This is a genomic window from Sorangium sp. So ce375, assembly GCF_051473855.1.
Taxonomy (GTDB): Bacteria; Myxococcota_A; Polyangia; order Polyangiales; family Polyangiaceae; genus Sorangium.
The window spans coordinates 4,822,662-4,845,121 of sequence record NZ_CP150335.1 but is presented as its reverse complement, the minus strand read 5'-3'; the positions used below and the strand labels follow the sequence as shown (position 1 = coordinate 4,845,121).

The 22,460-nt window shown below is 73.5% G+C and carries 15 protein-coding genes; 6 read left to right on the top strand and 9 right to left on the bottom strand.

The annotated features are described in order from the left end of the window. Positions 1-9: 9 nt before the first annotated feature. Positions 10-1,521 carry a GH1 family beta-glucosidase gene (locus WME90_RS17990; RefSeq protein ID WP_437282376.1) on the top strand — a complete coding sequence of 504 codons (1,512 nt, stop codon included), beginning with the start codon at positions 10-12 and terminating at the stop codon, positions 1,519-1,521. A gap of 250 nt (positions 1,522-1,771) precedes the next feature. Then, positions 1,772-2,176, top strand: a complete 405-nt coding sequence (locus WME90_RS17985; protein ID WP_437282375.1) for a hypothetical protein — start codon at positions 1,772-1,774, stop codon at positions 2,174-2,176. A 113-nt stretch (positions 2,177-2,289) separates the two neighbouring features. Here the strand turns inward: WME90_RS17985 and WME90_RS17980 are convergent, their stop codons facing one another. Continuing rightward, on the bottom strand, positions 2,290-3,228 hold the full coding sequence (locus WME90_RS17980) for a fibro-slime domain-containing protein (RefSeq protein ID WP_437282374.1): 939 nt from the start codon (positions 3,226-3,228) through the stop codon (positions 2,290-2,292). Between the two features lie 226 nt (positions 3,229-3,454). After that, positions 3,455-4,171, bottom strand: a complete 717-nt coding sequence (locus WME90_RS17975; RefSeq protein ID WP_437282373.1) for an SDR family oxidoreductase — start codon at positions 4,169-4,171, stop codon at positions 3,455-3,457. 49 nt (positions 4,172-4,220) lie between these two features. Here WME90_RS17975 and WME90_RS17970 point away from each other — a divergent pair, with 49 nt between their 5' ends. Further along, positions 4,221-5,120: a LysR family transcriptional regulator gene (locus WME90_RS17970; protein WP_437282372.1), complete on the top strand. Its 900-nt coding sequence runs from the start codon at positions 4,221-4,223 to the stop codon at positions 5,118-5,120. 26 nt (positions 5,121-5,146) lie between these two features. Here WME90_RS17970 and WME90_RS17965 read toward each other — a convergent pair whose 3' ends face one another. Next, on the bottom strand, positions 5,147-7,540 hold the full coding sequence (locus WME90_RS17965) for a glycoside hydrolase family 31 protein (protein ID WP_437282371.1): 2,394 nt from the start codon (positions 7,538-7,540) through the stop codon (positions 5,147-5,149). 78 nt (positions 7,541-7,618) lie between these two features. Next, positions 7,619-7,966, bottom strand: coding sequence for a hypothetical protein (locus tag WME90_RS17960; RefSeq protein ID WP_437282370.1), 348 nt, complete (start codon positions 7,964-7,966; stop codon positions 7,619-7,621). Positions 7,967-8,087: 121 nt separating this feature from the next. Between WME90_RS17960 and WME90_RS17955 the strand changes: the two genes are divergently transcribed. Then, on the top strand, positions 8,088-8,579 hold the full coding sequence (locus WME90_RS17955) for an NADAR family protein (protein WP_437282369.1): 492 nt from the start codon (positions 8,088-8,090) through the stop codon (positions 8,577-8,579). A gap of 75 nt (positions 8,580-8,654) precedes the next feature. Here WME90_RS17955 and WME90_RS17950 read toward each other — a convergent pair whose 3' ends face one another. The 3 genes from WME90_RS17950 to WME90_RS17940 form a co-directional block, all read right to left on the bottom strand. Then, entirely contained in the window at positions 8,655-10,991 is a 2,337-nt protein-coding gene (locus WME90_RS17950; RefSeq protein WP_437282368.1) for a peptide ABC transporter substrate-binding protein, read from the bottom strand. Positions 10,992-11,180: 189 nt separating this feature from the next. Beyond that, positions 11,181-12,197, bottom strand: a complete 1,017-nt coding sequence (gene galE / locus WME90_RS17945) for a UDP-glucose 4-epimerase GalE (protein WP_437282367.1) — start codon at positions 12,195-12,197, stop codon at positions 11,181-11,183. 120 nt (positions 12,198-12,317) lie between these two features. Next, entirely contained in the window at positions 12,318-14,780 is a 2,463-nt protein-coding gene (locus tag WME90_RS17940) for an ABC transporter substrate-binding protein (RefSeq protein ID WP_437282366.1), read from the bottom strand. A 69-nt stretch (positions 14,781-14,849) separates the two neighbouring features. Here WME90_RS17940 and WME90_RS17935 point away from each other — a divergent pair, with 69 nt between their 5' ends. After that, the gene (locus tag WME90_RS17935; protein ID WP_437282365.1) at positions 14,850-19,250 is read left to right on the top strand and encodes a hypothetical protein; all 4,401 of its coding nucleotides are present in this window, start codon (positions 14,850-14,852) and stop codon (positions 19,248-19,250) included. Between the two features lie 26 nt (positions 19,251-19,276). Here WME90_RS17935 and WME90_RS17930 read toward each other — a convergent pair whose 3' ends face one another. Together WME90_RS17930 and WME90_RS17925 are read right to left on the bottom strand one after the other, a co-directional pair. Further along, the gene (locus WME90_RS17930; protein ID WP_437282364.1) at positions 19,277-20,332 is read right to left on the bottom strand and encodes an OmpA family protein; all 1,056 of its coding nucleotides are present in this window, start codon (positions 20,330-20,332) and stop codon (positions 19,277-19,279) included. Positions 20,333-20,550: 218 nt separating this feature from the next. Continuing rightward, positions 20,551-21,582 (bottom strand): sigma factor, encoded by a 1,032-nt coding sequence (locus WME90_RS17925; RefSeq protein ID WP_437282363.1) that lies wholly within the window; start codon positions 21,580-21,582, stop codon positions 20,551-20,553. Between the two features lie 381 nt (positions 21,583-21,963). Between WME90_RS17925 and WME90_RS17920 the strand changes: the two genes are divergently transcribed. Then, positions 21,964-22,416 carry a L,D-transpeptidase family protein gene (locus tag WME90_RS17920; RefSeq protein ID WP_437282362.1) on the top strand — a complete coding sequence of 151 codons (453 nt, stop codon included), beginning with the start codon at positions 21,964-21,966 and terminating at the stop codon, positions 22,414-22,416. Positions 22,417-22,460: the final 44 nt, after the last annotated feature.

The window sequence follows — 22,460 nt, the reverse complement described above, 5'->3', positions numbered from 1 at the left end:
TGCCCTTCCATGGCTCTCCATCCTTCCGAGTCGCTCTCCGCGAGCAACGCCTCTCCCGCCTCGCCCGCCTCCGCGCCCCCAGCTGCGCCGGCCGCCTCGGCCGGCGCAGGCCGAGCAGACGCGACGGCCGCGCCGTTTCCAGCCGACTTCCTGTGGGGCACGGCCACCGCGGCCTATCAGATCGAAGGGGCCGCCAGCGAGGACGGCCGAGGGCTCTCGGTGTGGGACGTCTTCTCGAGGACCCCAGGGAAGGTCTTCGAAGGGCACACCGGAGACGTCGCCTGCGACCACTACCACCGCTACAAGGAAGATCTCGGGCTGCTCGCCGAGCTCGGGGTCAAGAGCTACCGCTTCAGCGTCTCGTGGACGCGGATCCTCCCGGAGGGCACGGGCAAGGTCAACCCGAAGGGGCTCGACTTCTACGAACGCCTCGTCGACGAGATGCTCCGCCTCGGCATCGTGCCGATGTGCACGCTGTTCCACTGGGACTTCCCCCAGGCGCTCCAGGACCGAGGCGGGTTCCTCCAGCGCGACGTCGCCGACTGGTTCGCGGACTACACGACCGTCGTCGCCAGGCGGCTCGGCGATCGCGTGCCCTGGTGGGTGACGCAGAACGAGCCGCAGGCGTTCATCGGCAACGCGCTCCTCGAGGGGAACTTCGCCCCCGGGCTCAAGCTCCCGCCCCGAGAGTACCTGACCGCCGCCCACAACCAGATGCGGGCCCACGGCAAGCAGGTGGACGCGCTGCGAGCCGCGGTCAAGGCGGCCAAGATCGGCTACGTGCTCGCCACCCAGGTGCAGCGCCCGGCGACCGAGGACGCGGCCGATATCGAGGCTGCGCGCGAGGCGATCTTCTCGGTCTACGAGAAGCACCCGTGGAACAACGCCTGGTGGATCGGTCCGGTGCTCGAGGGGCAGTATCCGGAGAGCGGCCTCCGGCTGTTCGGCGCCGATATGCCCGAGTTCCCCTCCAGCGACTTCGACCAGATCAAGCGGCCGATCGACTACCTCGGGCTCAACATGTACTCGTCGGGCACGTGGCGGCAGGGCAAGGACGGCAGGCCGGAGCGCGTCATCTCCCCGCCGGGCTACCCGCGCGCGACGCTCGACTGGCTGCAGATCGTCCCCAGCACGCTCTACTGGGGATCGAGGTACTTCTGGGAGCGGTACAAGCTGCCGGTCGGGATCACCGAGCACGGCCTGGCGACGAGGGACCAGGTCTTCCTCGATGGCAAGGTGCACGATCCGCAGCGCATCGACGTCATGCACCGGTACCTGCTCGGCCTGGCGCGCGCGGTCCGAGAGGGCATCCCGGTCGTCGGGTACTGGGCCTGGTCGCTCCTCGACAACTTCGAGTGGGCCGAGGGCTACAAGGATCGCTTCGGGCTCGTCTACGTCGATTACGCGACCCAGCGCCGGATCCCGAAGGACTCGTTCTCCTGGTACCGAGAGGTCATCGCGACCGGCGGACGCTCGCTCCTCGGGCCGACCTCCGTCGCGTGGGACAATGTGACCGGCTGATCGCGCAGGCCCGCGGCCCGGCGCGCTCCTCGCCTCGCCTCTCCTCGCGTCCTCGCCTCGCCTCTCCTCGCGTCCTCCTCGGCGGAGCCCCCTGTCCCTGCCAGCGATTGTCGCTGGCTCCCTTTCGTGCTCCCCTGATGATCGCGGAGGAGCCCCGTGGCATCGGTCGCTCCCTCGCCGGTAGGGCGCGCAGCGCGGGGTCCGCGCCTGCGCTCCGCCGGCCCGTCAACGCAGTCGTGTGGAGGCTCCCATGTCGATCGCTGGTCCCCTCTTAGGAATCGTGATCACCCTCGTCGTGCTGGGCGTCATGGCCGTGGTGTTCGTCACCGTCTTTCTGCCCATGATGAAGAACGCGAACAAGATGCTCGCGGGCGCGAACGAGATGATCCAGGCCCAGACGGCCGCGGCCAACCTCCGCATGACGGGCCTGCCCGCGCAGGCCCGCGTGCTCGTCGTCCAGCCCACCGGCACGATGATCAACTACCAGCCGCAGTGCCGGGTCGACCTCGAGGTGTATCGCCCGAACGCGCCGCCCTACCGCGCGGCCATCCTCGCGGTCATCCATCAGATGGCGATCCCGCGCGTGCAGCCGGGGCAGGTCGTGCCGATCAAGATCGACGCCGCCAACCCCAACAACATCGCGCTCGACGTCTGAATCCGGGCGGCGTCGCCCGCGATCCTCGACCCCCACACGCTCGCGTGTGGGGGTGTCCGCGATCGGAGTCCGGGCTCACGCCTGCGACAAGACGCGGCGCGAGCCCGGGGGCCTCACAGAGGGATCTCGACGGGCACGAAGCAGGAGATGTTGGTCGTGACGCGGAAGTTCGACCCGTCGGTGTGGCGCTCCGCGTGGAAGATATCCATCGCGTAGTTGTTGCCCGGGGAGATACCGAGGTCCTTGGCCTGGGCATCGAAGTCGATGACCCCCGTCTCCGGCCCGTGCATGCTCCCGAGATCGACAGCGAGCTTGCCGTTGATGAAGATCCAGATGTCGTCGTCGCCAATGAAAGTGAACTTCTGACCGGCGACGTAGCCGAACATCAGGTGGATCTCGGTCGTGAAGAGGAAGTTACGGTCCCTGCCTTGCGGGCTGACCCCGAACCCCTCGTCCGGCGCCAGCGGGAAGAACGCCGCGCTCTCGAACACGTACTGCCCCGATCCGGGCGGCGACTCCTCGAGCGCGAGCTCCTTGTTGAACGTCATGTTCACGCCCGGCACGTCCCGGTACCACTGGTTGAAGGACTCCTCGCTCGTGATGGTTTTCTGGGTGCCGACCCCGTCCCTGCAGCCCAGCTGGGTCTCCCTGTCCGCGAAGCAGCCTATCGAGTCGAGGAACACCGGCTTCCGATCGTCGCCGAGCGTCGGCTCGATGAGCTTGCGGCGGGGTTCATCGCCCCTGAAGGTGGGCATCTCGAAGTCGGGGTGCGTCTCCTTGAAGTCGCGGTAGGTGACATCGAGGACGCTCTTGCAATCGGTGCCGCCGCCGGCGCCGCCGGCGCCGACGGTGATGTCGCCCCCCGAGATGCTCCCGAAGTCGCCGGCGGATGAGCTGCTAACGTCGCTCGTCGACGTCTCGCCGCCGCTGCTCGCGGGCGTCCCGCTGCTGCCGCCGGACCCGGGGTTCGCGCCATTGCCGTCGTCGGGCCCCGAAGAACACGCCAGGGCCGCGACTGCGAACGTCAAAAGGAAGAAAGAGCGAGGGTACATTGTGCACTCCTAGGGAGAAGTAGCACAACCATATTTCGCGGTCGCTGTCAACCGCGTTTCACGGCGATCGCTGATGAAGCGCCGCGGCAAACCCCGGGAACATGCCGTGTGCAATGGGCACGAGACGGCCGCGGTTCTTCGCGCCTCCCGCGCTTCCCGCCGCGCTTCCCGCGCTCCCGTCCTCCCATGTCCGCACCTGTCGAGTCCAGCCGCCTCTCCGGGTGGCTCAGACGAGGCGGTGTCCCCCGTCGACGCGCAGCACCTCGCCGGTGGTGAACCCGTTCCCCATGAGGAAGAGCGCGGCATGGGCGATGTCCGCCGGCGCGCCGACGCGCCCGACCGGAAGGCGGCGCGCGTGCTGCTCGAAGCGCTCCTGCTTGGCGCCGCCCGCGATGGAGTCCCAGACCGGCGTGTCGACCCAGCCCGGCGACAGCGCGTTCACGCGGACCGGCGCGAGCTCGAGGGCCAGGGCGCGCACGAGCGCCATGAGCGCCCCGTTCACCGCGGCCACCACCGAGCCCCCCGGCCCCGGCCGCTCCGCCGCGATCCCCGCCGTGAAGATGAGCGAGCCGCCCGGCTCGATCCGCGCGTGCTTGGCGACGTGGAGCGCCGCCACGAGCTTCGAGTCGATGAGGCGGCGCGCCGCCGCGATGTCCAGCGCGCGGATCGGCTGATAGTGGCCCTCCACCGCCGTCACGACCACGTGGCGCGCCGGGGAGCGCTCGTCGAACAGACTCCGCACCTCGGCCTCCTGCGTCGCGTCGGCCGCGAAGGTGCGCACCCGGCGCGGCTCCCCGAGCTCGGCCGCGGCGCCCGCGAGCCGGTCGCGCGAGCGGCCCACAAGGGTCAGAGACGCGCCGCGCTCCAGACAGGCCCTGGCCACGCCGAGGCCGATGCCCGACGAGCCGCCGATGACGACGACATGCTGCTCTGCAAGGTTCATGAGAGAGGCGTAGCGCGCGCGCCCGCGGCGAACCATGGGACGATGTGGCATGGTCCATCCCATGAACGGGATGATCTCCCTCGAGGACGTGCGGCTCTTCGCGACCGTGGCCCACCACCTGAGCTTCGTGGAGGCTGCGCGGCGCACGGGCGTGCCCACGAGCACCGTGAGCCGCCGCGTGGCGCAGCTGGAGGAGGCGCTGGGGGTGCGGCTGCTCCAGCGCACCTCCCGCCGCGTCGGCCTCACCGGCGAGGGCGCGCGGCTGATCGAGCGCGCAGGGCCGCTGCTCGACGAGCTCGGATCGGTGCTCGACCGGGCCGCGGATCGGGAGGACGAGCCCGCGGGCAGGCTCCGGGTGACGGCGCCCGTGATGACGGGCGCGCAGCGGATCGCGCCGGCGCTGTTCTCCTTCGCCGCCCGGCACCCGCGCCTGTCGCTGGAGCTCACGCTCACGAACGCGGTCGTCCCCCTTGTCGAGCAGGGCGTCGACCTCGCCTTCCGCGCCGGGCCTGTCCAGGACGCCGAGCTCGTGGCGCGGCGCCTGTGGTCGCTCCCGTACGCGCTGGCCGCGTCGCCGCGCCTCGTGCAGAGCGCCTTCAAGGGCCGCAGGCGGCTCGCGCGCGCGTCGCTCGGGTCCGTGCCCGCCGTCCTGAGCCACCCGGGCGCCGCCTGGCGCCTTCGCCGGCGGGACGGCTCCATCGAGGAGGTCCGGCCGCGACCGCAGCTCTGTGTGAACGACCCGCGCGTGGCGATCGCGGCCGCGGCGCAGGGGCTCGGCGTGGTCTGCGCTCCCCGCGAGGTGATCGCGCAGCAGGGCGAGGCGCTCGTCGAGCTCACCGTGACGGGGCGCACGGTCGAGCCCCGCGAGCTCTTCGCGGTGTACCCGTCGCGACGGCTGCTCTCCACGCGGGTGCGCCTGGCGATCGACTGGGTGATGAAGCACGGCTGACCGGCCGGCGCGCGGGCCTGCCGCGGTCAGGACACGTGCAGCGCGATCCGCTGCCAGTCGGCCGCGACCTCGATCTCGACGCCCCCGTCGATCGCGCGGTGCGACCTGGCCCCGACCACGGCGCGCGGCGCCGGCACGCCGTGGACGCGGATCGTCTCTATCTCGCGCGCGAGCGGCAGATCGCCCGTCGCGCTGCGCTCGAGCGCGAGCGTGGCGCCGTCGAAGCCGCCCGCGACCCGGGTGACGCGCGACGCGCCGTGGCCGTCCCCCTCGTCCTCGTAGAGTCGGCCGCTCACCCGCTCTGCCGCGTGGACGTGCCACGTGATCTCCTCCCAGCTCGCGCTCGTCGTGTGCATCCGCGGCGCGGTGAGCGCCACCGCGCCTCCGGCGCGCAGCCACACGGGGACGACGCCGAGCGGCGCATCGGCGATCACGTGGCGTCCGCCCTGCTCCACGTCCCCCGCGCGCTCGAGGTTCGCGAAGTCCATCCAAGCGCCGTCGGGCAGGTACACGAGCCGCTTCGACTGTCCCGGCCGCACCACGGGCGCCACGAGCAGATCGTCGCCGAACAGGAGCTGATCGAACGCGTGGAGCGCCTCGCGATCGTCCGGCGCCACGAACGACAGCGGCCGCAGGATCGGCAGCCCGGTCTCCGCCGCCTCGCGCATGAGCGTGTACAGGGTCGGCAGGAGCCGGTAGCGCCGCTCGAGCGCCGCGCGCGCGAGGCCGAGGTACGGCTCGCCGAAGCGCCAGGGCTCCTGCGCCGGCCTGCCCCGCGCCGCGTGGTTGCGCATCAGCGGATAGAACAGCCCCGCCTGCATCCAGCGCACGAGCAGCTCGCCGTTCGCGCGCCCCGTGAAGCCCGGGATGTCCGCGCCCACGAACGGCACGCCCGAGAGGCCGAGGCCGATCAGCATCGGGATGGACGCCTCCAGGTGCGTGAAATTGCTGGCGAAGTCGCCGGTCCACACCGCGGCGTAGCGCTGGATGCCGGCGAAGGCCGCGCGCGTGAGCACGAAGGGGCGCCGCTCCGGCGCGTGGCGGGCGAGGCCCTCGTGTGCGGCCCGCGACATGCCGAGTCCATAGACGTTGTGGACCTCGAGGTGGCGCCGGGCGCCGTGGCGCGCGTCGTCCGGAAGCGTGCTGCCCTCGACGGCGCCGAGGCCGGCGGTGCGCCCGCCGCTCGGCGCCGGCAGGCCCCTGTCGGGGCGGACGGAGAAGCACGCCGGCTCGTTCATGTCGTTCCAGATGCCGGCGATGCCCGCGTCGACGAAGGGCTCCTGAAGGTCACCCCACCAGCGCTGCACGTCCTCGCGCGTCAGATCCGGAAAGACCGCCGGGTCGGGCCAGACCTCTCCCACCAGGGTGCCGCCGCGAGGCAGCCGGACGAGGTAGTCCTTCGCGCGCGCCTCCTCGTACACGGCATATCCCTCATCGGCCTTGATCCCGGGGTCGACGATCGTCACCAGCCTGACCCCCTCCGCCGCGAGCTCGCGCGCGAGCCGCGCCGGGTCGGGGAAGCGCGAGCGGTCCCAGGTCCAGACCCGATAAGCATCCATGTAATCGATATCGAGGTGGACAACGTCGAGGGGGAGGCCGCGCGATCGGTAGCCGCGGACGACGCCGCGGACGTCGTCCTCGGTCTCGTAGCCCCAGCGCGACTGGTGCGCTCCGAGGCTCCAGAGGGGCGGCATGGCCGGGCGCCCGGTGAGCGCGGCGTAGCGCCGGAGGACGTCGGCCGGGCGCGGGCCGGCCATGAGGTAGACGTCGAGCTCGGGGCCCCGCGACTCCCATTCGATGCGGGTCGGGTCGCCGAGGGCGATATCGACCTCCGAGCGCCACGCCTCGTCGAGGAACAGGCCCCATGCCACCCCGCCGCGGAGGGCGGTGAAGAAGGGAATCGAGGCGTAGAGCGGGTCGGACTCCACGTGCGGCGGGAAAGCGTCGGTGTTCCAGAACGTGAATCGCAGGCCGCGTTTGTCGAGCGGGCCGACCTTCTCGCCGAAGCCGAGGTAGGCCTCGCCCGGCGGCGCCGCCAGCGAGAGCCGGGAGCGGAGCTCGTCCACGGGGAACGCCGGCCGGACCTGCCCCGAGACGGCCTCGCTGCGCGCGAGGGCGCGGCCCTCTCCATCGCTGAACGACCATGTGCCCGAGGCGAGCGAGATCTCGAGCGAGGCGCCGTCCGCGCTCACGTGGACGGCGTCCCCCTCGCGGCGCGCGGAGAGCGGCAGCGCCCCTTCCGCCACCACGGCGAAGGAGTGTTTGGGGGGCAGCTCGGGGTGCGTGAAGCTCGTCGCGGCGGACGAGGGGGCGTGGCGCACGCGCAGCACGCCGGGGCCTGGACAGCGGATCTCGATCGCGGCGCGGGCGCCCCAGAGGAGCACGTGCGCCGCGCCGATCGAGGCGTCGGTGAGGAGCATGGCGCGACTCTACCCGGGCGCGCGCGTCGCGACCACGAATCGGCCTAGCGGCGCGCCCCGCGCCGGCCGCCGCCGCTGCTACCCGTCAAACGGGTTGAGCCCCGCATACAGCACCTCGTGCTGGTGGAGCTTGATGTTCTGATCCACGCGGAACTCGTAATTGTTGAGGGGCCTGATCGGCAGGCCGATGTCGAGCCGCAGCACGAGGAGGTGCGTGGCGCGGCCGCTGTGGGTGGTGGCGCCGATGAAGAGGTTCGTGTGCGCCTCCGCCTGCGTCATGGGCTCCTGCGTCAGGTACACAACGCCCTTGTAGTCCGGACGGATCACGCCTTCCTGCAGGATCCCGCGCAGCCCTTGATCGTCCGTGTAGTGAAGAAAGACGCCGTGCTCGGAGAGGACGGCTTGGATGATCTCGTCGCCCGTCATGATCACCAATCCTATGGCGGTTCTTCTCGTCGTGTCCAGGCGCCGGGGCGGCGCCCTCGTCGGGGTGGGGGCGTCGTGTTACGGTCCACGCCCGCCGCGATGCCGGCGTCAAGGTGGCGAGGTGGCGATCTACTTCTATCTGCCGCGGGACGCGTGGGGCTGGATGTCGAACTTCTCGCCGCACGGCATCGCGCTCGACGGCGCCTTCTGGCAGACCGTGGAGCACTTCTTCCAGGCCGCCAAGTTCACCGGGACCGATCCGGCGCACGCGGACGCGATCCGGCGCGTGCCGAGGCCGCGCGACGCGGCGCGCATGGGGCGCGACCGGAGCCACCCGCTCCGAGCCGACTGGGAGGCGGTCAAGGACGACATCATGCGGCGTGGCGTGCGTCGCAAGTTCGACACACACGCCGATCTGCGGCAGATGCTGCTCGACACGGGAGACGACGAGATCGTCGAGGCGTCGCCGATCGACTTCTACTGGGGGTGTGGCGGCGACGGCTCCGGCCTGAATCGGCTGGGCCAGATCCTGATGGAAGTGCGCGCGGCGCTGCGGGCGGCTCCCCCGGCAGCGCCGCCGGCCGCCGCGCCGCCGCGGAAGCGCGGGCGCTGAGCCCTCCTCCGAGGGGCGTGGGGGGCTCGACGCGGCGGCGGAGATCGTGGCGCGCCGAGCGCCCGGCTCGCCGCTTCATGGGTGCTCACTGCCCCCTTCGATGCGCCCCGGCGGCGGCAGCTCCAGCACGGGCGGCGGCTCTCCAGCAGGCCCCTTCCGCCATTCCGGGTCGATCCAGAGCCATTTGACGAGCTGCGTGCTCCGCGCGTTGGGGATGAACCCCCTCACCCACGGCTTCACGAGCGTCGGCTTCTCCTCGAAGTAGAGCGGTATCCTGCACATCCCGTCGAGCGCCCTCCGCTCGGCCGCCCGGAAGCGACGGATGCTCTCCTTGAGATCGGCCGTGGCCGCGGCCTCGCCGATCGCCTTGTCGAACTCCGCGTCTGCCCAGCCGCTCCGGTTCTGGGGGTTCTGCGACAGGAACGTCCCGAGCCACGTCTGCGGATGGTTGTAGTCGGCCAGCCACCCCAGCCGGATCACCTGGAAGTTGCCGTCGCGGAGGTCCTTGAGCATCACGCGCCACTCCTCGTTCCGCAGCGTCGCGGAGACCCCGAGGTGGCGCTTCCACATGTCCTGGATCGCCACGGCGACCTGCGCGTGCCCCTCCCCCGTGTTGTAGAGGATCTCCAGCGGCGGAAACCCCCTCGCCCGCAGCTCGTCTCCCTCGCGGACGACCTCGTACCCGGCCTCGGCGAGCAGCGCGCGCGCGCGCGCCGGGTCGTGGCCGACCTCGGGGCTCGAGAACGGATCCGCGCCGCGCGCCCTGTCCTCCGCCGCCTGCTCGGCGTAGCCGGATCCGGTGATGTCGGGCACGTAGTGGGTCGCCGGCTTCCCGAGCCGCGTGATCTTCTCGACGAGCTCCCGTTTGTCGATCGCGAGGTTCAGCGCCCATCGGACGCGCGGATCGTCGACCGGCGGCTTCCTCGTGTTGAGCTCGTAATACACCGTGGAGAGGAACTCGCTCCGCCGGAGATCCTTCTTCCCGGACAGCCAGCCGAGGTGCTCGTAGGGGAGCTCGGAGTTGTCTCCCAGGTAGTCGAGGTCCCCTGCCCTGTAGAGCTGCAGGGTGGCGTTGTACTGGGCGACCTCCATCCAGACGATCCGGTGGATCCTGAGCGCGTCATGGGCCCAGTACGCCGGGTTCCGATCCATCGTGATCTCGTACCGGAACTTCCACTCGTCGAGCCGATAAGGCCCGTTGACGACGATGTTCTCGGCGCGAAACCAGAGCTCCGGCTCGCCGCGCGCCTCGAACGGCTCCACGACGTCCTTGCGCACGGGGAAGAGCGTCACGTAGCTCGTGAGATCGGTGAAGTAGGGCGTAGGCTGCTCGAGCTCGACGTCGAGGGTCCGGTCGTCGCGGGCCCGCACGCCCACGGCGGTGTCGTCCTCCACGAGCAGAGGCGCGGCGACGAACCCGGTCACCCCGGCGGAGCCGGCAGGCGGCGCGGCGCGAGCGCCCGTGGCCGCGGCGGGGTCGTACGTGGGGAGCCTCGTGTAGGGCTCGACGAGCGCGTACGCGGCGGCCTCCACGGGAGCGAGCAGGCAGCCCGGGAGGAAGCCCCGGCCCTCGGGCCCCTCGAGCTCGAACCAGCGGTCGGCCGCGCCGTTGCAAACGACCGGCGGGCCGGCGCCGAGGAGGGCGACCTCGGCGCCGCGCCACCCGCCGCCGGGGGCCGCGTCGCGCGGCGCGGGCGGCGGCGTCGCGCCGGCCGCGTCGAACGAGAGCCGCTCGCCGCCGCCGCTCGCCTCGTCGGGCTCGGCGTACGTCACCGAGGCCACGCCGGGAGGCGGCGCCGGAAGGGGTGTCACCGCCGACGTCACCCGGGCGGGCGACTGGCCGAGCACGACCACGAACGCCCCCCGCGGCAACGACAGCGCGGGCGGCGCGTCGGGCCGAGGCGCGCGGCGCAGCGTCGCGTCCTCGCGCAGCGCCTTGAGCTTGCCCTGGTTGAAGAGCTCGCCGTTCTTGAGGACGTGCAGGTTCGTCGCGGCGAGCGAGGCCGTCGACGGGCGCAGCACGCGCTTCCACGCGTACTCGAAGTCGTGCGCCGTCACCGGCTTGCCGTCCGACCAGCGCGCCTCCGGCCGCAGGTGGAACCGGAAGAGCCGGTTGTCGTCGCTCCGCTCCCAGCGCATCGCGACCCCCTGCACGGCGTGGAGATCGCCGGGCGCGTAGCTCGTCAGCCCCTCGAACATCTGGTGGAGCAGCGTGACGCTCACGGTGTCGACGGCCTTGCCGGGATCGAGGTACTCCGGCTCGGTGGCGTTGTTGACGTAGAACGTCGCCTCGTCCTTGCCGACGCGCGCCGTCGTCCCGACGTAGCCGCCGTCCTCGCCCGCGCAGGCCGCGAGCGGGCAGGAGAGCGCCGCGAGCAGGAGCGCGCCGGAGCGGCGGGAGGGAGCAAGCACTAGCTCCACCCTCCACGAGGCCGGCCAGGGATCCGGCGAGAGAGCTCGACGCAAAGGCGCAAAGGCGCAAAGGCGCAAAAGAAAGAACAGTTATCGTGCATTTTGCGTCTTTGCGCTCTTGGCGCCTTTGCGTTGAGCTCTCTCGCCGCTCGCGATGCAGATCCCGGGCGGGATTTCCGATCCCCGGTGCTAGTCGGCGAACCCCTTCGGATTCTGCTCTTGCCATCGCCAGCTGTCGCGGCACATGGTCTCGATATCTCGCTCCGCGCGCCAGCCGAGGAGCTCCACCGCGCGCGCCGGATTCGCGTACACCGAGGCGACGTCCCCGGGGCGGCGCGCCACGATCTCGTGGGGGACGCGCCTCCCGCTGACCTTCTCGAACGCGGCCACCATCTCCAGCACGGAGTATCCCCGCCCGGTGCCGAGGTTGACGGTGAAGCTGTCGCCGACGGTGAAGATGCGGTTCAGCGCGGCGAGGTGCCCGAGCGCGAGGTCGACAACGTGAATGTAGTCGCGCACGCCGGTGCCGTCCGGCGTCGGCCAGTCGCCGCCGAACACCCGCAGCTTTTCGCGCCGCCCCACGAGGACCTGCGTGATGAACGGCGTCAGGTTGTTCGGGATCCCGTTCGGATCCTCCCCGATGAGCCCGCTCGCGTGGGCGCCCACCGGATTGAAGTAGCGCAGCGACGCGAGCGACCAGCCCCCGGCGGCCGCCACGTCGCGCAGGATGTGCTCCACCATGAGCTTGGACTGCCCGTAGGGGTTTGTCGGCCCGAGCCGGCTCCCCTCGTCGAGCGGCACGCGCTCGGGGTCGCCGTACACGGTGGCGGACGAGCTGAACACGAGCTTCCGCGCGCCCCGCGCGTCGAGCGCCTTGAGCAGGCACACCGTCCCCGCGACGTTGTTCTCGTAGTACGAGAGCGGCTTCTCGACCGACTCGCCGACGGCCTTCAGCCCGGCGAAGTGGATGGTCGCGTCGATCGGGTGCTCGGCGAGCAGCCGATCCAGGAGCGCCGCGTCGCGGATATCGCCCTTGATGAAGGTCACCGGCTTCCCGGAGATCCGCTCCACCCGCTCCACCGCCGCCTTGCGGCTGTTGCAGAGGTTGTCGAGGATCACCACCCGGTAGCCCGCGTGGAGGAGCTCCACGCAGGTGTGCGAGCCGATGTAACCCGCGCCTCCGGTGACCAGGATCGTCTTGCTCATGTCGTTCTCCCGAGAGCGTCCGTGCCGCGCTCACGTCGATGAGGCCATGACGAAGGCCAGGGCGTCAACGGGGACATCAGGGCGCGGCCGGCCTGCGCAGCGGTTACGTCTGGGCGCACGTCAGGGCGCGCCGAGCCGCCCCGGCGCCGGGAACTCGAGCTCCGGAAACGCGGTCTCGTTCGACGGGTTGCCGCGCCAGCTCGGGTCGATCCAGAGCCACTTCACGAGCTGCACGCCGCGCGAGTTGCCCTTGAACCCCTTGACCCAGGGCTTCACGAGCGTCGATTTCGTGTAGAAATAGAGCGGCAATTTGGGCATGCCGTCGAGGGCCCGCTTCTCCGCCTTGCGGAACGCGCGGATGCTCTCCTTCGGATCGGCCGTCGCCGCGGCGGCGCGCATCAGATCGTCGAACTCCTGGTCGGCCCAGCCCGTCCGGTTCTGCGGGCTGTACGAGAGCAGCGTGCCGAGCCACGTCGCCGGATGGTTGTACTCGCCGATCCAGCCGAACCGCACGACCTGGTAGTGACCGTCGCGCACGTTCTTGAGCATGACCTTCCACTCCTCGTTCCGCAGGGTGGCGGACACGCCGAGGTGACGCTTCCACATGTCCTGGACCGCGACCGCGATCTGCTTGTGGCCCTCGCTCGTGTTGTAGAGCAGCTCGAGCGCCGGGAAGTTCTTCGCCCGGTACCCGTCGCCCTCCGGCACGACCTCGTACCCTGCCTCGGTGAGCATCGCGCGGGCGCGCTCCGGGTTGAACGAGACATCCGGCGACGCGAACGGATCGACCCCGCTCTTGCCCTCCTCGGCGACCACGGCGTCATAGCCCGATCCGGTGTAGTCCGGGACGTAGTGCGTGGCCGGCGTCTGCCCCGCCCGCGTGACCTTCTCGACGATCTGCCGCTTGTCGACCGCGAGGTTGAGCGCCCAGCGGACGCGGGCGTCGTCGACCGGCGGCTTCTTCGTGTTGAACTCGAACCAGTAGACGGAGAGGTACGGATACCGCTGGAAATCCCGCTTGCTCGACAGCCAGTCCATGTGCTCGGCGGGGAGCGAGGTGTTGTCGCCCAGGTAGTCGAGATCCCCCGCCTTGTAGATGTTCATCGCGGCGTTGTAGAGCTCGATCTCCAGCCACACGACGCGATGGATCTTCAGCTTGTCGTGGTTCCAGTACATCGGGTTCCGCTTCATCGTGATCTCGTAGCGGAACTTCCACTCATCGAGCGTATAGGGGCCGTTGACCACGATGTTCTCGGGGCGGAACCAGAGCTCGGGCTCGCCGCGCTTCTCGAACGCCTCGATCACGTCCTTGCGCACGGGGAAGAGCGTCACGTAGCTCGTGAGATCGGTGAAGTAGGGCGTGGGCTGCTCCAGCTGCACGTCGAGCGTGTGGTCGTCCGTGGCCCGGACGCCGACGGCGCTGTCGTCCTCCGCGAGGAGCGCGTCGGGCACGAAGCCCACGGGGGGCTCGCCCAGCGCAGCGCTGCCGGAGGGCGGCGCCGCGGGTTCGTACGTGGGGAGGCTCGTGTGCGGCGTGACGACGGCGTACGCCTCCGACCGGGGCGCGGCGCCCGCGCCATCCTTGCCCGGGCCGCCGGCGTTGCCCGCGGCAGGGGGGACGAGCGCGCAGCCCGGGAGGAAGCCGCGCGCGCCGCCCCGCGCGATCTCGAACCACCGGTCGGCGGCGCCGTTGCACTTGCACGGCGGGCCCACGCTGATGATGTCGACGACGGCGCCCTGCCAGCCGCCGCCGGGCGCCGAGCCGAGCGGCGCCGCGCCGCCGGCGGCCGCGCCGTCCCCTGCCGCGCCGCCCCCGCCCGCGCCGCCCCCGCCCGCGCCGAACGAGAGCCGATCGCCTGCGCCGCCCTTCGCGTCGCCCTTGGCGAACGTCACGGCGGCCGCGCCCTCCGGCAGCGCCGGGAGGGGCGCGATCGCGGTGTCCACCTGGATCGGCGAGCGCGCCAGCACCACGACGAACGCCCCCTTCGGCAGATCGCGCGCGGACGGCGCGTCGGGCCGGGGCGCGGCGCGGAGCGGAGCGGCCTCGCGCAGCGCCTTGAGCTTGCCGAGGCCGAACAGCTCGCCGTTCTTCAGGACGTAGAGGTTTGTCGCGGCGAGCGAGGCCGTGGCCGGGCGCAGCACCCGCTTCCATGCGTACTCGAAGTCGTGCGCCGTCACCGGCTTGCCGTCGGACCAGCGCGCCTCCGGCCGCAGGTGGAACCGGAAGAGCCGGTTGTCGTCGCTCTGCTCCCAGCGGGTCGCGACCCCCTGGACCGGGCGGAGGTCGCCGGCGCCGTACGTCGTCAGCCCCTCGAACAGCTGCTGTATGAGCGTGGAGCTCGCCGAGTCGTTGGATTTTCCTGGATCCAGGTACTCGGGCTCGCTGCCGTTGTTGATGTAGATCGTCGTCGTGTCCTTGCCGACGCGCGCGGTCGTCCCGGCATACCCACCTTCGCCCTCGCTGCACGCCGTGAGCGCCAGGAGCGCGAGCCCGAGCGCCGCGGAGGCGCCGCGCGCCCCGCCCCCTGCGCTCCCGCCGCCCCCTGCGCCGCCGGCACCTCGTCGCTCCGGAGCCCGTCGCATATTGCGCGCGTAGCATGGCGCTCCGGGGGCAGGAAGGCAGGGGTGCTTTCGTGTAAGGTCGCGCGCGTCATGCTGCACGATCGCCGGTCCTCCTCGCCGCGCGCTCTCCCGGTCTGCTCTGCGCTGCTCCTCGCGCTCCTCGCCGCCGGCTGCGGCGGCGCGAGCCCCCCGGGCGCCGCGCCCTCGCCGGCCGCGCGCTGCGATCCGGCGCACCTCGACGTGTGCGAGCGCGCCCTCGCTGCAGCCGTCGCGGTCGGCCGGCCGGCGCGCGAGCTCGCCCTCGGCTACCTCCAGGCCCGCGCCTCCCGGGACGCCGACGACCCGTGGGCGCGCTTGCTCCGCGACCTCGACCGGCGCGGCGGGCCCGGGCCGCGCGCCGCGATCATCGTCGAGGCGGGCGCGGAGGCCGCCCGCGCGCCGCGCCGCCCCGGCGCGGCGGAGGCGAAATGGATCCCCACCGCGCCGCTGCCGCCCCCCGGGGCGCTCGGCGCCGAGGCCCTGCTCCTCGCGATCGGCGAGGCCCTCGGGTACGACCACCTCGTCCACGCGCGCGCCCGCGGCGGCGCCGTCCAGCTCTTTCCGGCCGATCCGCTCGCGCCGTTCATGGCCGGCCTCCCGCCGATCGCGCGCGGCGACGCCTCGCTCGCGCGGGCAGCGGACGACATCGCGCTCGCCGCGCTCGTCCGCCGCGCCTTCGGCGCCGCCAGCGGCTTCCGCTACGTCGAGGCTGCGGCCGCGGCCGACGCCCTCGCGGCCGCGGTGAAGGGGCGCGATCCGAACGACGAGCCCGTCCTGCGCGGCCGTTATGCGCTGCAGCTGCTCGCGACCGCCGGGGTCGCGCTCGAGGACGAGGACGACGCTCCCTTCGCGCCCTCGACCGAACCGCCGCCCGCGCCGGGCGACACGCCTTATGGCGACCTCCTCCGCGTGCGCACGGCCCGGGACGGGCGCGCCGCGTGGCGCGCCCGCGGCGCGGCGGTGCTGCGGGCCGTCCCCGCGGACCGGCGCGCCGCGCTCGACGACCTGCTCGGCAAGGCCCCTGGCTGCGGCCGGGATGTCGCGCCCCCCATGGAAGGCCCGCGCGACCTCGTGTTCGCCGCGGCGCTCGGCGGCGCCCTGGCCCCGGGCGACGCGGGCGCCGCGCCCGGGAGCGCCGCGGCGGCGCCGGGGCGGCGCCTCCCGCTCGACGCATGGCTGCCGCGCTACGAGGCGCTCGTCCGCGCCGTCGAACAGACGAGCACCGCGTGGGCCCACGCGCCGAGCCTGCTCCACGAGCGCGGCCCCGCGCCCGCCGCGGGCAAGGCGGGCAGCGCCGTCCACCGCCGCGTCACCGAGCTCGGCCTCGCGCACCTCGCCGCGCTGCGCGCCCTCGCGGAGGCCGAGCCGCGCCGCTACCGCGCGCTCGCGCAGATCCCGCTCGCCTACAGCCCCGGCGTGCTCGCCGACGAGCCCCTCCGCGACGCCATCGTCGAGCTCACGCAGGTCGCCGTGCAGCGCCGCATGGCCGAGGCGCGCGACCCGGAGGCCGTCCTCGGCGCGGCGCTCGCCGGCGTCTTCGCCGGCATGTCGTACCCGCCCGAGGTGCAGCCCGCGCACTTCCTGGCCCTCCAGGGCGCGCTCACCGCCAAGCTCCGCGGCGACCTCACCGCGCAGACCGGCTGGGGCGTCGCCGGCCTCTACGCCGCCGACGCGCTGTACCGGTTCATCTCCGGTCAGGCGCCGGATCTCGCGTTCTCGTCCGCGCAGATCGAGCGCGCGCTCGCGCCCGCCCCGGCGCTGCCCTACCCCGGTGTCGCGGCGCTCGCGGCGAGCCTCTCCCGCTACGCCGCGCTCGGCGCCTCCGGCGCGCTGGATCCGCGGGCGATCGGCGCGGCCCGGCTCCCCCCGGAGCGCCAGAAGGCGCGCGACGCGCTCCGGCGCGCCGTCGCGGGGCTCGCGGCGCGCGAGGCCGACGCCGGCGAGGCCGACGCCGCGGAAGCGCCGCCGCCCGACCTCGTCGAGGACGTCACCGCGCTGGCCGACGGCGTCCTCGCCGTGCTCCTCACCGAGCGCTCTCGCGAGCCGACGCCGGCCTGCGCCGCCGGCCGCGGGCCGAGCCCCGAGGCCCGCCGCGCCCTCGCGCGGCTCGGCGACGTCCGCCGGCGGATCTTGCTCGCGCCGCGGTTCGCGCAGGGCGACGGCCCGTGGGCGCGCCGGGCGCGGCTCCTCGTGACGCTCCTCTCCGACGCGATCGATCTCCTCTCGGCGCCGGCGCACGCCCCGCGCGGCGGCGCCCCGCGCGGCGGCGCGGGAGAGCGCGCCGCTCCGCCGCGCTTCACCGTCCCGACCGCGGACGCCGAGGCAGCCGTCGCCGCGGGCCTCTCCGGCTGGGTCGACCGCGACCTCGCCGACGCGCTCACCGGCGGTTACGCGTTCGCCCGCGCGCTCCTCGAGTCGTCCACCGCGGAGCGCTTCGCCGAGCGGAGCGGCGCCCCGCTCGGCCGGCTGCTCCGCGGGCTCTCCGCGGCGTTCCGCGACGATCCGCCGCCGCGCGGAGGCGTCGGGCGAGGCCCCGCCGGCGGCGCGCTCCTCGACGCGCTCGCGTCGCTGCCCGCCGCGCGCGACGAAGGCGGCGATCTGCGGGGCCTGTTCGTCGGCTACGCCCGCGCGTTCTCGGCCCTCGGGCTGCGCGACCAGGCCGATCTCGCGCTGCTCGCCTCGCTCCTCGGCGCCGCCGTCGTGGGCGGGCCGTCCGAGGACGCCATCGCGCTCGCGAAGGACAGCGGCAGCCGGGTCGCCTGGGCGCTCTCGTACCTCGGCGAGATCGCGAAGGCCAAGCGCGGCGTCGCCGCGGACCCGTCGGCCTACGCCGACGCGATGAGCAAGGCGTCGGACGACGCCTGCCAGACGGCCGACACGCGCGACGTGCTCGCCCTCGTCGGCGCCGCGCGCGACTTCGCCGGCGGCCGGCGCGCCGAGGCGCGCGACGCCCTCGACCGCGTCCTCGCCGACGCCGACGCCCGCGGCCTGAACGTGCCGCGCATGACCTACCGGTACGAGGAGAAGACCGCGACCCGCGTCTTCGCGCTCAGCTTCGACGTCTCGTACGGCGCCGGGCTCCTCGAGGGGGCGAACAGCTTCCAGCTCGGCCTCGGCCTCCGCACCCGCGGCGAGCCCGAGGGCTCCCTCACCGCGGCGCTCGCGCCCGAGGGCTCGCCCCGGAGCGACGAGGACACGGCGCGCGCCTATGTCAGCGCCGCGGCGCTCGCGGCCGCCTACCACTTCCTCGAGGGCGACGCCGAGCGCGGCACCGCCGCGGCGCGCCGAGCGATCGCCGCGCTCTCGTTCGGCCTCCGGCTCGGGCGGCGGGCCCTGCGCGCGGACCAGCCGCTCGCCTGGGGCCGGGACGCGCGCGCGCTGCTCGCGATCGACGCCCAGCTCGCGGCCGAGGCCGGCCACCCCTTCCTCGCCGGCGACCTCTGGACGCTCGTCCGCGGCCTCCTGCCCCCGGACGCCGACGACGCCGCGGTCGCGGGGCTCCTCGATCCGCTCCCGGCGGGCCTCGCCGCGGTCCCCGGGCTCGACCCGCTCGTCGCGAGGACCGCGCGCTCGCTCGCCGCCGTCGCCGGCCCGCTCGCGTGTACCCAGGCGAGGGTCGAGCTCGGCGGCTACGAGCAGCCCGCCTGCGACGCCTACCCGCTCGCGCTCTCGCTGCGCATCGCCGATGTCCTCGGCAAGCTGCCGCACCTCCAACAACGCGCGCGCGCGGGCAGCGCGGCCGCGTGCCCTGCCCTGCGCAGCCTCGACGGCTTCCTCACGGCGGCGGAGCGGGGGACGTACGACCCCGACGCGTTCACGGCCGCCGTGGAGGCGCTGCGGCAGAGCGGCCGGCTCTACGACGCCGGCGTGATGCTCGCGCGGCAGCGCCGCGAGGGGCACTGCAGCCCCGCCCTGCTCGCCGCCGCGCGCGCGCTCGGCCGCACCCCCTCGCTCGGCCCGGCGCTGCGCGCGGACCTGCTCAGCGTCGCGGTGCGCTGCTCGGCCGCCGCGCTCGACGCGCGCGTCGTCGACGACCTGATGGCGCTCGACGGCGAGACGCGCGCCCTCCCCGACCTGGGCCGCAACCTGAAGGTCGTGCTCTTCACCACGGAGCTCGCCGTGCGCGAGCAGCGCTGGGACGTCCTCTCGCGGCTCTCGAAGCAGCCCGATTTCGTGGGCCGCTTCCGGGGCGAGGACGAAGGCGCCGCGGCGACCGCGCGCCTCATCGAGGCCGCCGCGTCCGTGCTCGCAGGCGAGCCTGCGCCGCGCGAGACCGCCGGAGACGGCGCGCGCGACGCGCCGTGCGGCGAGCCTCTCGCCGGCGATCGCGCCGCGCTGTGCGCCGACGTCGAGCGCCTGCGCGCGGGCGCGCTGCCGGAGCTGCAGCGCCGACAGGCCGCGCTGGAGGCGCTCACACGCGTGCTCGCCGCCGCGCGCGGACAGGCTCGCTAGCCTGCCCGCTGCCCGGCGCCGAGCGCCTACTTCACGCTGGCGGGCTTCGTCTCGGCCGGCTTCTGGTCGGCGGGCTTGGCCGCGGCGGGCTTCGTGTCCGCGGGCTTGGCCGCGGCAGGCGCGGCGGGCGCGGCGGCGGCGGGCTGCGCCGCTGCCGGGTGCGCCGCTGCCGGGTGCGCGGCAGCCGGCGCGGCGGGCGCGGCGGGCGCGGCGGGCGCGGCGGCGGGCTTCGCGTCGGCGGGCTTGGCCGGGGCGGCCTTCGGATCCGCCGGCTTCGCGTCGGCGGCCTTCGCGGCGCCCTTGGGCGCGGTCGCGGGCACGCCGGCCGGCTTGAGGCCCTTTGTGGCGGCCGCGGCGCAGGCGAGCTCGACGCCGGTGTCCTTGCCGTCGAGCCGCATGATCTTGATCTCGACCCGGCGGTTCTTCTCCTTCGCCTCTTCGGTCTCGCCCGGATCGGTCGCGCAGTGCGCCCCGTAGCCGGCGGCCCTCACCCGGTTCTTCTCGACACCGAGCGCGGTGAGCGCCTTCACCACCGCCTCGGCGCGCTTCTTCGTGAGCGTCACGGTGGCGGCGTCGTTGGCGAGCTTCTCGGAGTAGGCCGCGACCTCGACGAACTGGATCTGCGGGTTGTCCTTGAGGATCTGCGCGATGTTCGCGAGGAGCGGCTGCGAAGCGGGCTCGATATCGGGCTTGCCGGCGGCAAACGCGATCTTCTCGTTGAGCTTCACCTCGTTGCCGAGAAGGGCGACGGGCGGGACGTCCGGACAACCGTCGTCGTCCTTGTAGTTGTTCTTGACCTCGGCCTCGGTCGGGCACTTGTCGGCCTCGGCGACGAAGCCGTCTCCGTCCGGATCGGTGGACTTGCAGCCGTCCTTGGCGTCGGGCGGCAGGCCGTCCTCTTTCTCGGCGACGCACTTGTCGGTGCCGTCGTCGAGCACCCCGTCCGCGTCCGCGTCAGGGGGCGGCGCAGGCGGCGCAGGCGGCGGCGGCGCGGGCGGCGGTGCCGGCGCCTTCGCGGTCTGCTGCTGGGGCTCTACGGCGCAGCCGGCGCTCGCCGCGAGCAGCGACACTGCGAATGCCATTCCAAGCCATCTCGTCGTTCGCATCTCCTGGGCTCCTCTCCTTGGCGTCGTTGATGGCGCCGAGCGCCAGCGTGTTTAGACGACTACGGCGGAAACTGCGAGATGTAATCGTACGGCGGAGGGCCCCGTACGCCCACGGCATCTCGTCGGCGTCCGCTCCGGGGGCGACGGCGAGCCATCGAGATCGGCGCGTCGTTCGCCCCGATCGGCGCGAGTCCCTAGAGCTTCTCCAGCGAGAAACCCATGTCGTCGAGCGCGCCGCCCGACTTCGAATTCGGCGCCGCCTTCCTCGACTTGAGCATCTGCTCCGCGGGCGCCGCCGAGGTGGGCTTCTGTGCGGGCGACGGCGCCACCTTCGGGCGGGGCTTCGGCGTGGGGCGCGCGTCGATCTGGTCCTTCTTCTCGGGCTTCTCGTTGACGGGTCCAGGCGCCGGGGGCTTGTCCGTCGGCGCGCGGAGCGCATCGATCGCTCTCTCGCGCGCCGCGGCGACTTCCGGCGCGCCGCTGCCCGCGGGGTCGAGCCGGTCCGCCTCGTCGAGCTGGTCCAGGCACCGGCGGAACGCCGCCTCGTCGCAGGCGCGCAGCGCCTCGGCCCGGAGCCTCCGCGCGCGATCCAGCGCGTCGAGCGGCGAAGGCGGCGCGACGGGCGGCGCGCTGGGCAGCGGCTCTGGCAGGGGCGCCATCTCCGGCGTGTCGCTCGTCGACCGCAGGAGCCGGGCGACGAGGATCGCGAGGATGGCCAGCGCGGCGACGGCGGCGAGCTCCGCCATCCAGCGCTCCCGCATCCAGCGCCGCATCCGCGACACGCGCTGCCGGACCCGGGCGGCGGGCACCTGCTCCTCGGCGGCGATGCTCTCGAGCTTCTCGCCTTCCCCTTCGCGGGCCATCCACGACAGCGTCTGCCGGGCGTCGCGGCTCGCGGAGGCCTGCTCTTCCGCCCAGCGCGCCAGCTCGCGCGCCTCGACGGGCGGCGGTCCGACAGGCAGGTCGGGCAGCTCGGTCGCGGCCTCCCGCGCCGAGCGCCGGTGGTGATCGGCCACCTTGTGGCGCGCGATCCCGAGCAGCCAGCGACGGAGCTCCGTCGGGTCGGCCGGGCGCCCGGGCGCCGCGAGCGCGTCGCACAGGACGGTCTGCACCACGTCGTCGACCTCGCCGCTCGGGACGCGCCGCCGCACGAAATCCTCGAGGGCTCGGCGGAGCCCCGGCTCTGCCAGGGGGTTCGTCGCGGGGGTGCGGTCCTCGGTGGTCATCGGCGTGCTCATCGACCCTGCATCGCGCCGCCGCCGCGGAGTGTGACGCGCCCGATCGAGAATACGTCAGCCCCCGTCTGCGCGTCACACTCTGCAGCGCGACGCCGACGGTCGGGCATGGTCCTCAGGCCCCCGGCTGTCCTCGCTGCGGCGTTGCTCGCCGCTTCCCTTGCCCACACGGTCCCCTCCATGACCGCCGCCCCGGGCGGTGCCCCTCGCGCGGCGCCGTCCGAGCGAACGCCGCCCGCCGCGCCGCCCGCTGCCGCTCCGGCACCCCGGCAAGCGCCGCCCGCCGCTCCCGCGCCCGGCGCGTCCGCCGCCGCTGCTCCGCGCGCCCGGGACGCCGCGGCGGCCGCTCGGCGCGCTCCGGGTGCCGCTCTCTTGCCGCCCTTGCCGCCGGTCACCGAGATCCGGATCGACAAGAGCGAGCACACGCTCGATCTCGTCGCGGGCGGCGAGATCGTCCGGTCCTATCGGGTCGCCCTCGGGCCGGGCGGGGCGGGGCCGAAGCGCTTCGAGGGCGACAAGCGCACCCCCGTCGGCACGTACCGCGTCGCGGGCCGCATCAACGGCCTGTTTCATCGGTTCCTCATCGTCAGCTACCCGAACGAGGAAGACCGCGCGCGCTACGCCGAGCTCAAGCGGCGCGGCGAGGTCCCGCCGGGCCGCGGCGTCGGGCACAGCATCGGCATCCACGGCGTCGGCGCGCCGCAGCTCGCCGGCGTGCACAAGGAGAGCGACTGGACGCTCGGCTGCATCGCCCTCGACGACGACGAGATTGACGAGATCGCGCGTCGGACGCCGGACGGCGCCAAGATCGTGATCACCGACTGAACCGGCGGTGCTAGGGTAGCCGGTCAAATCGACGGGCTGTCCGT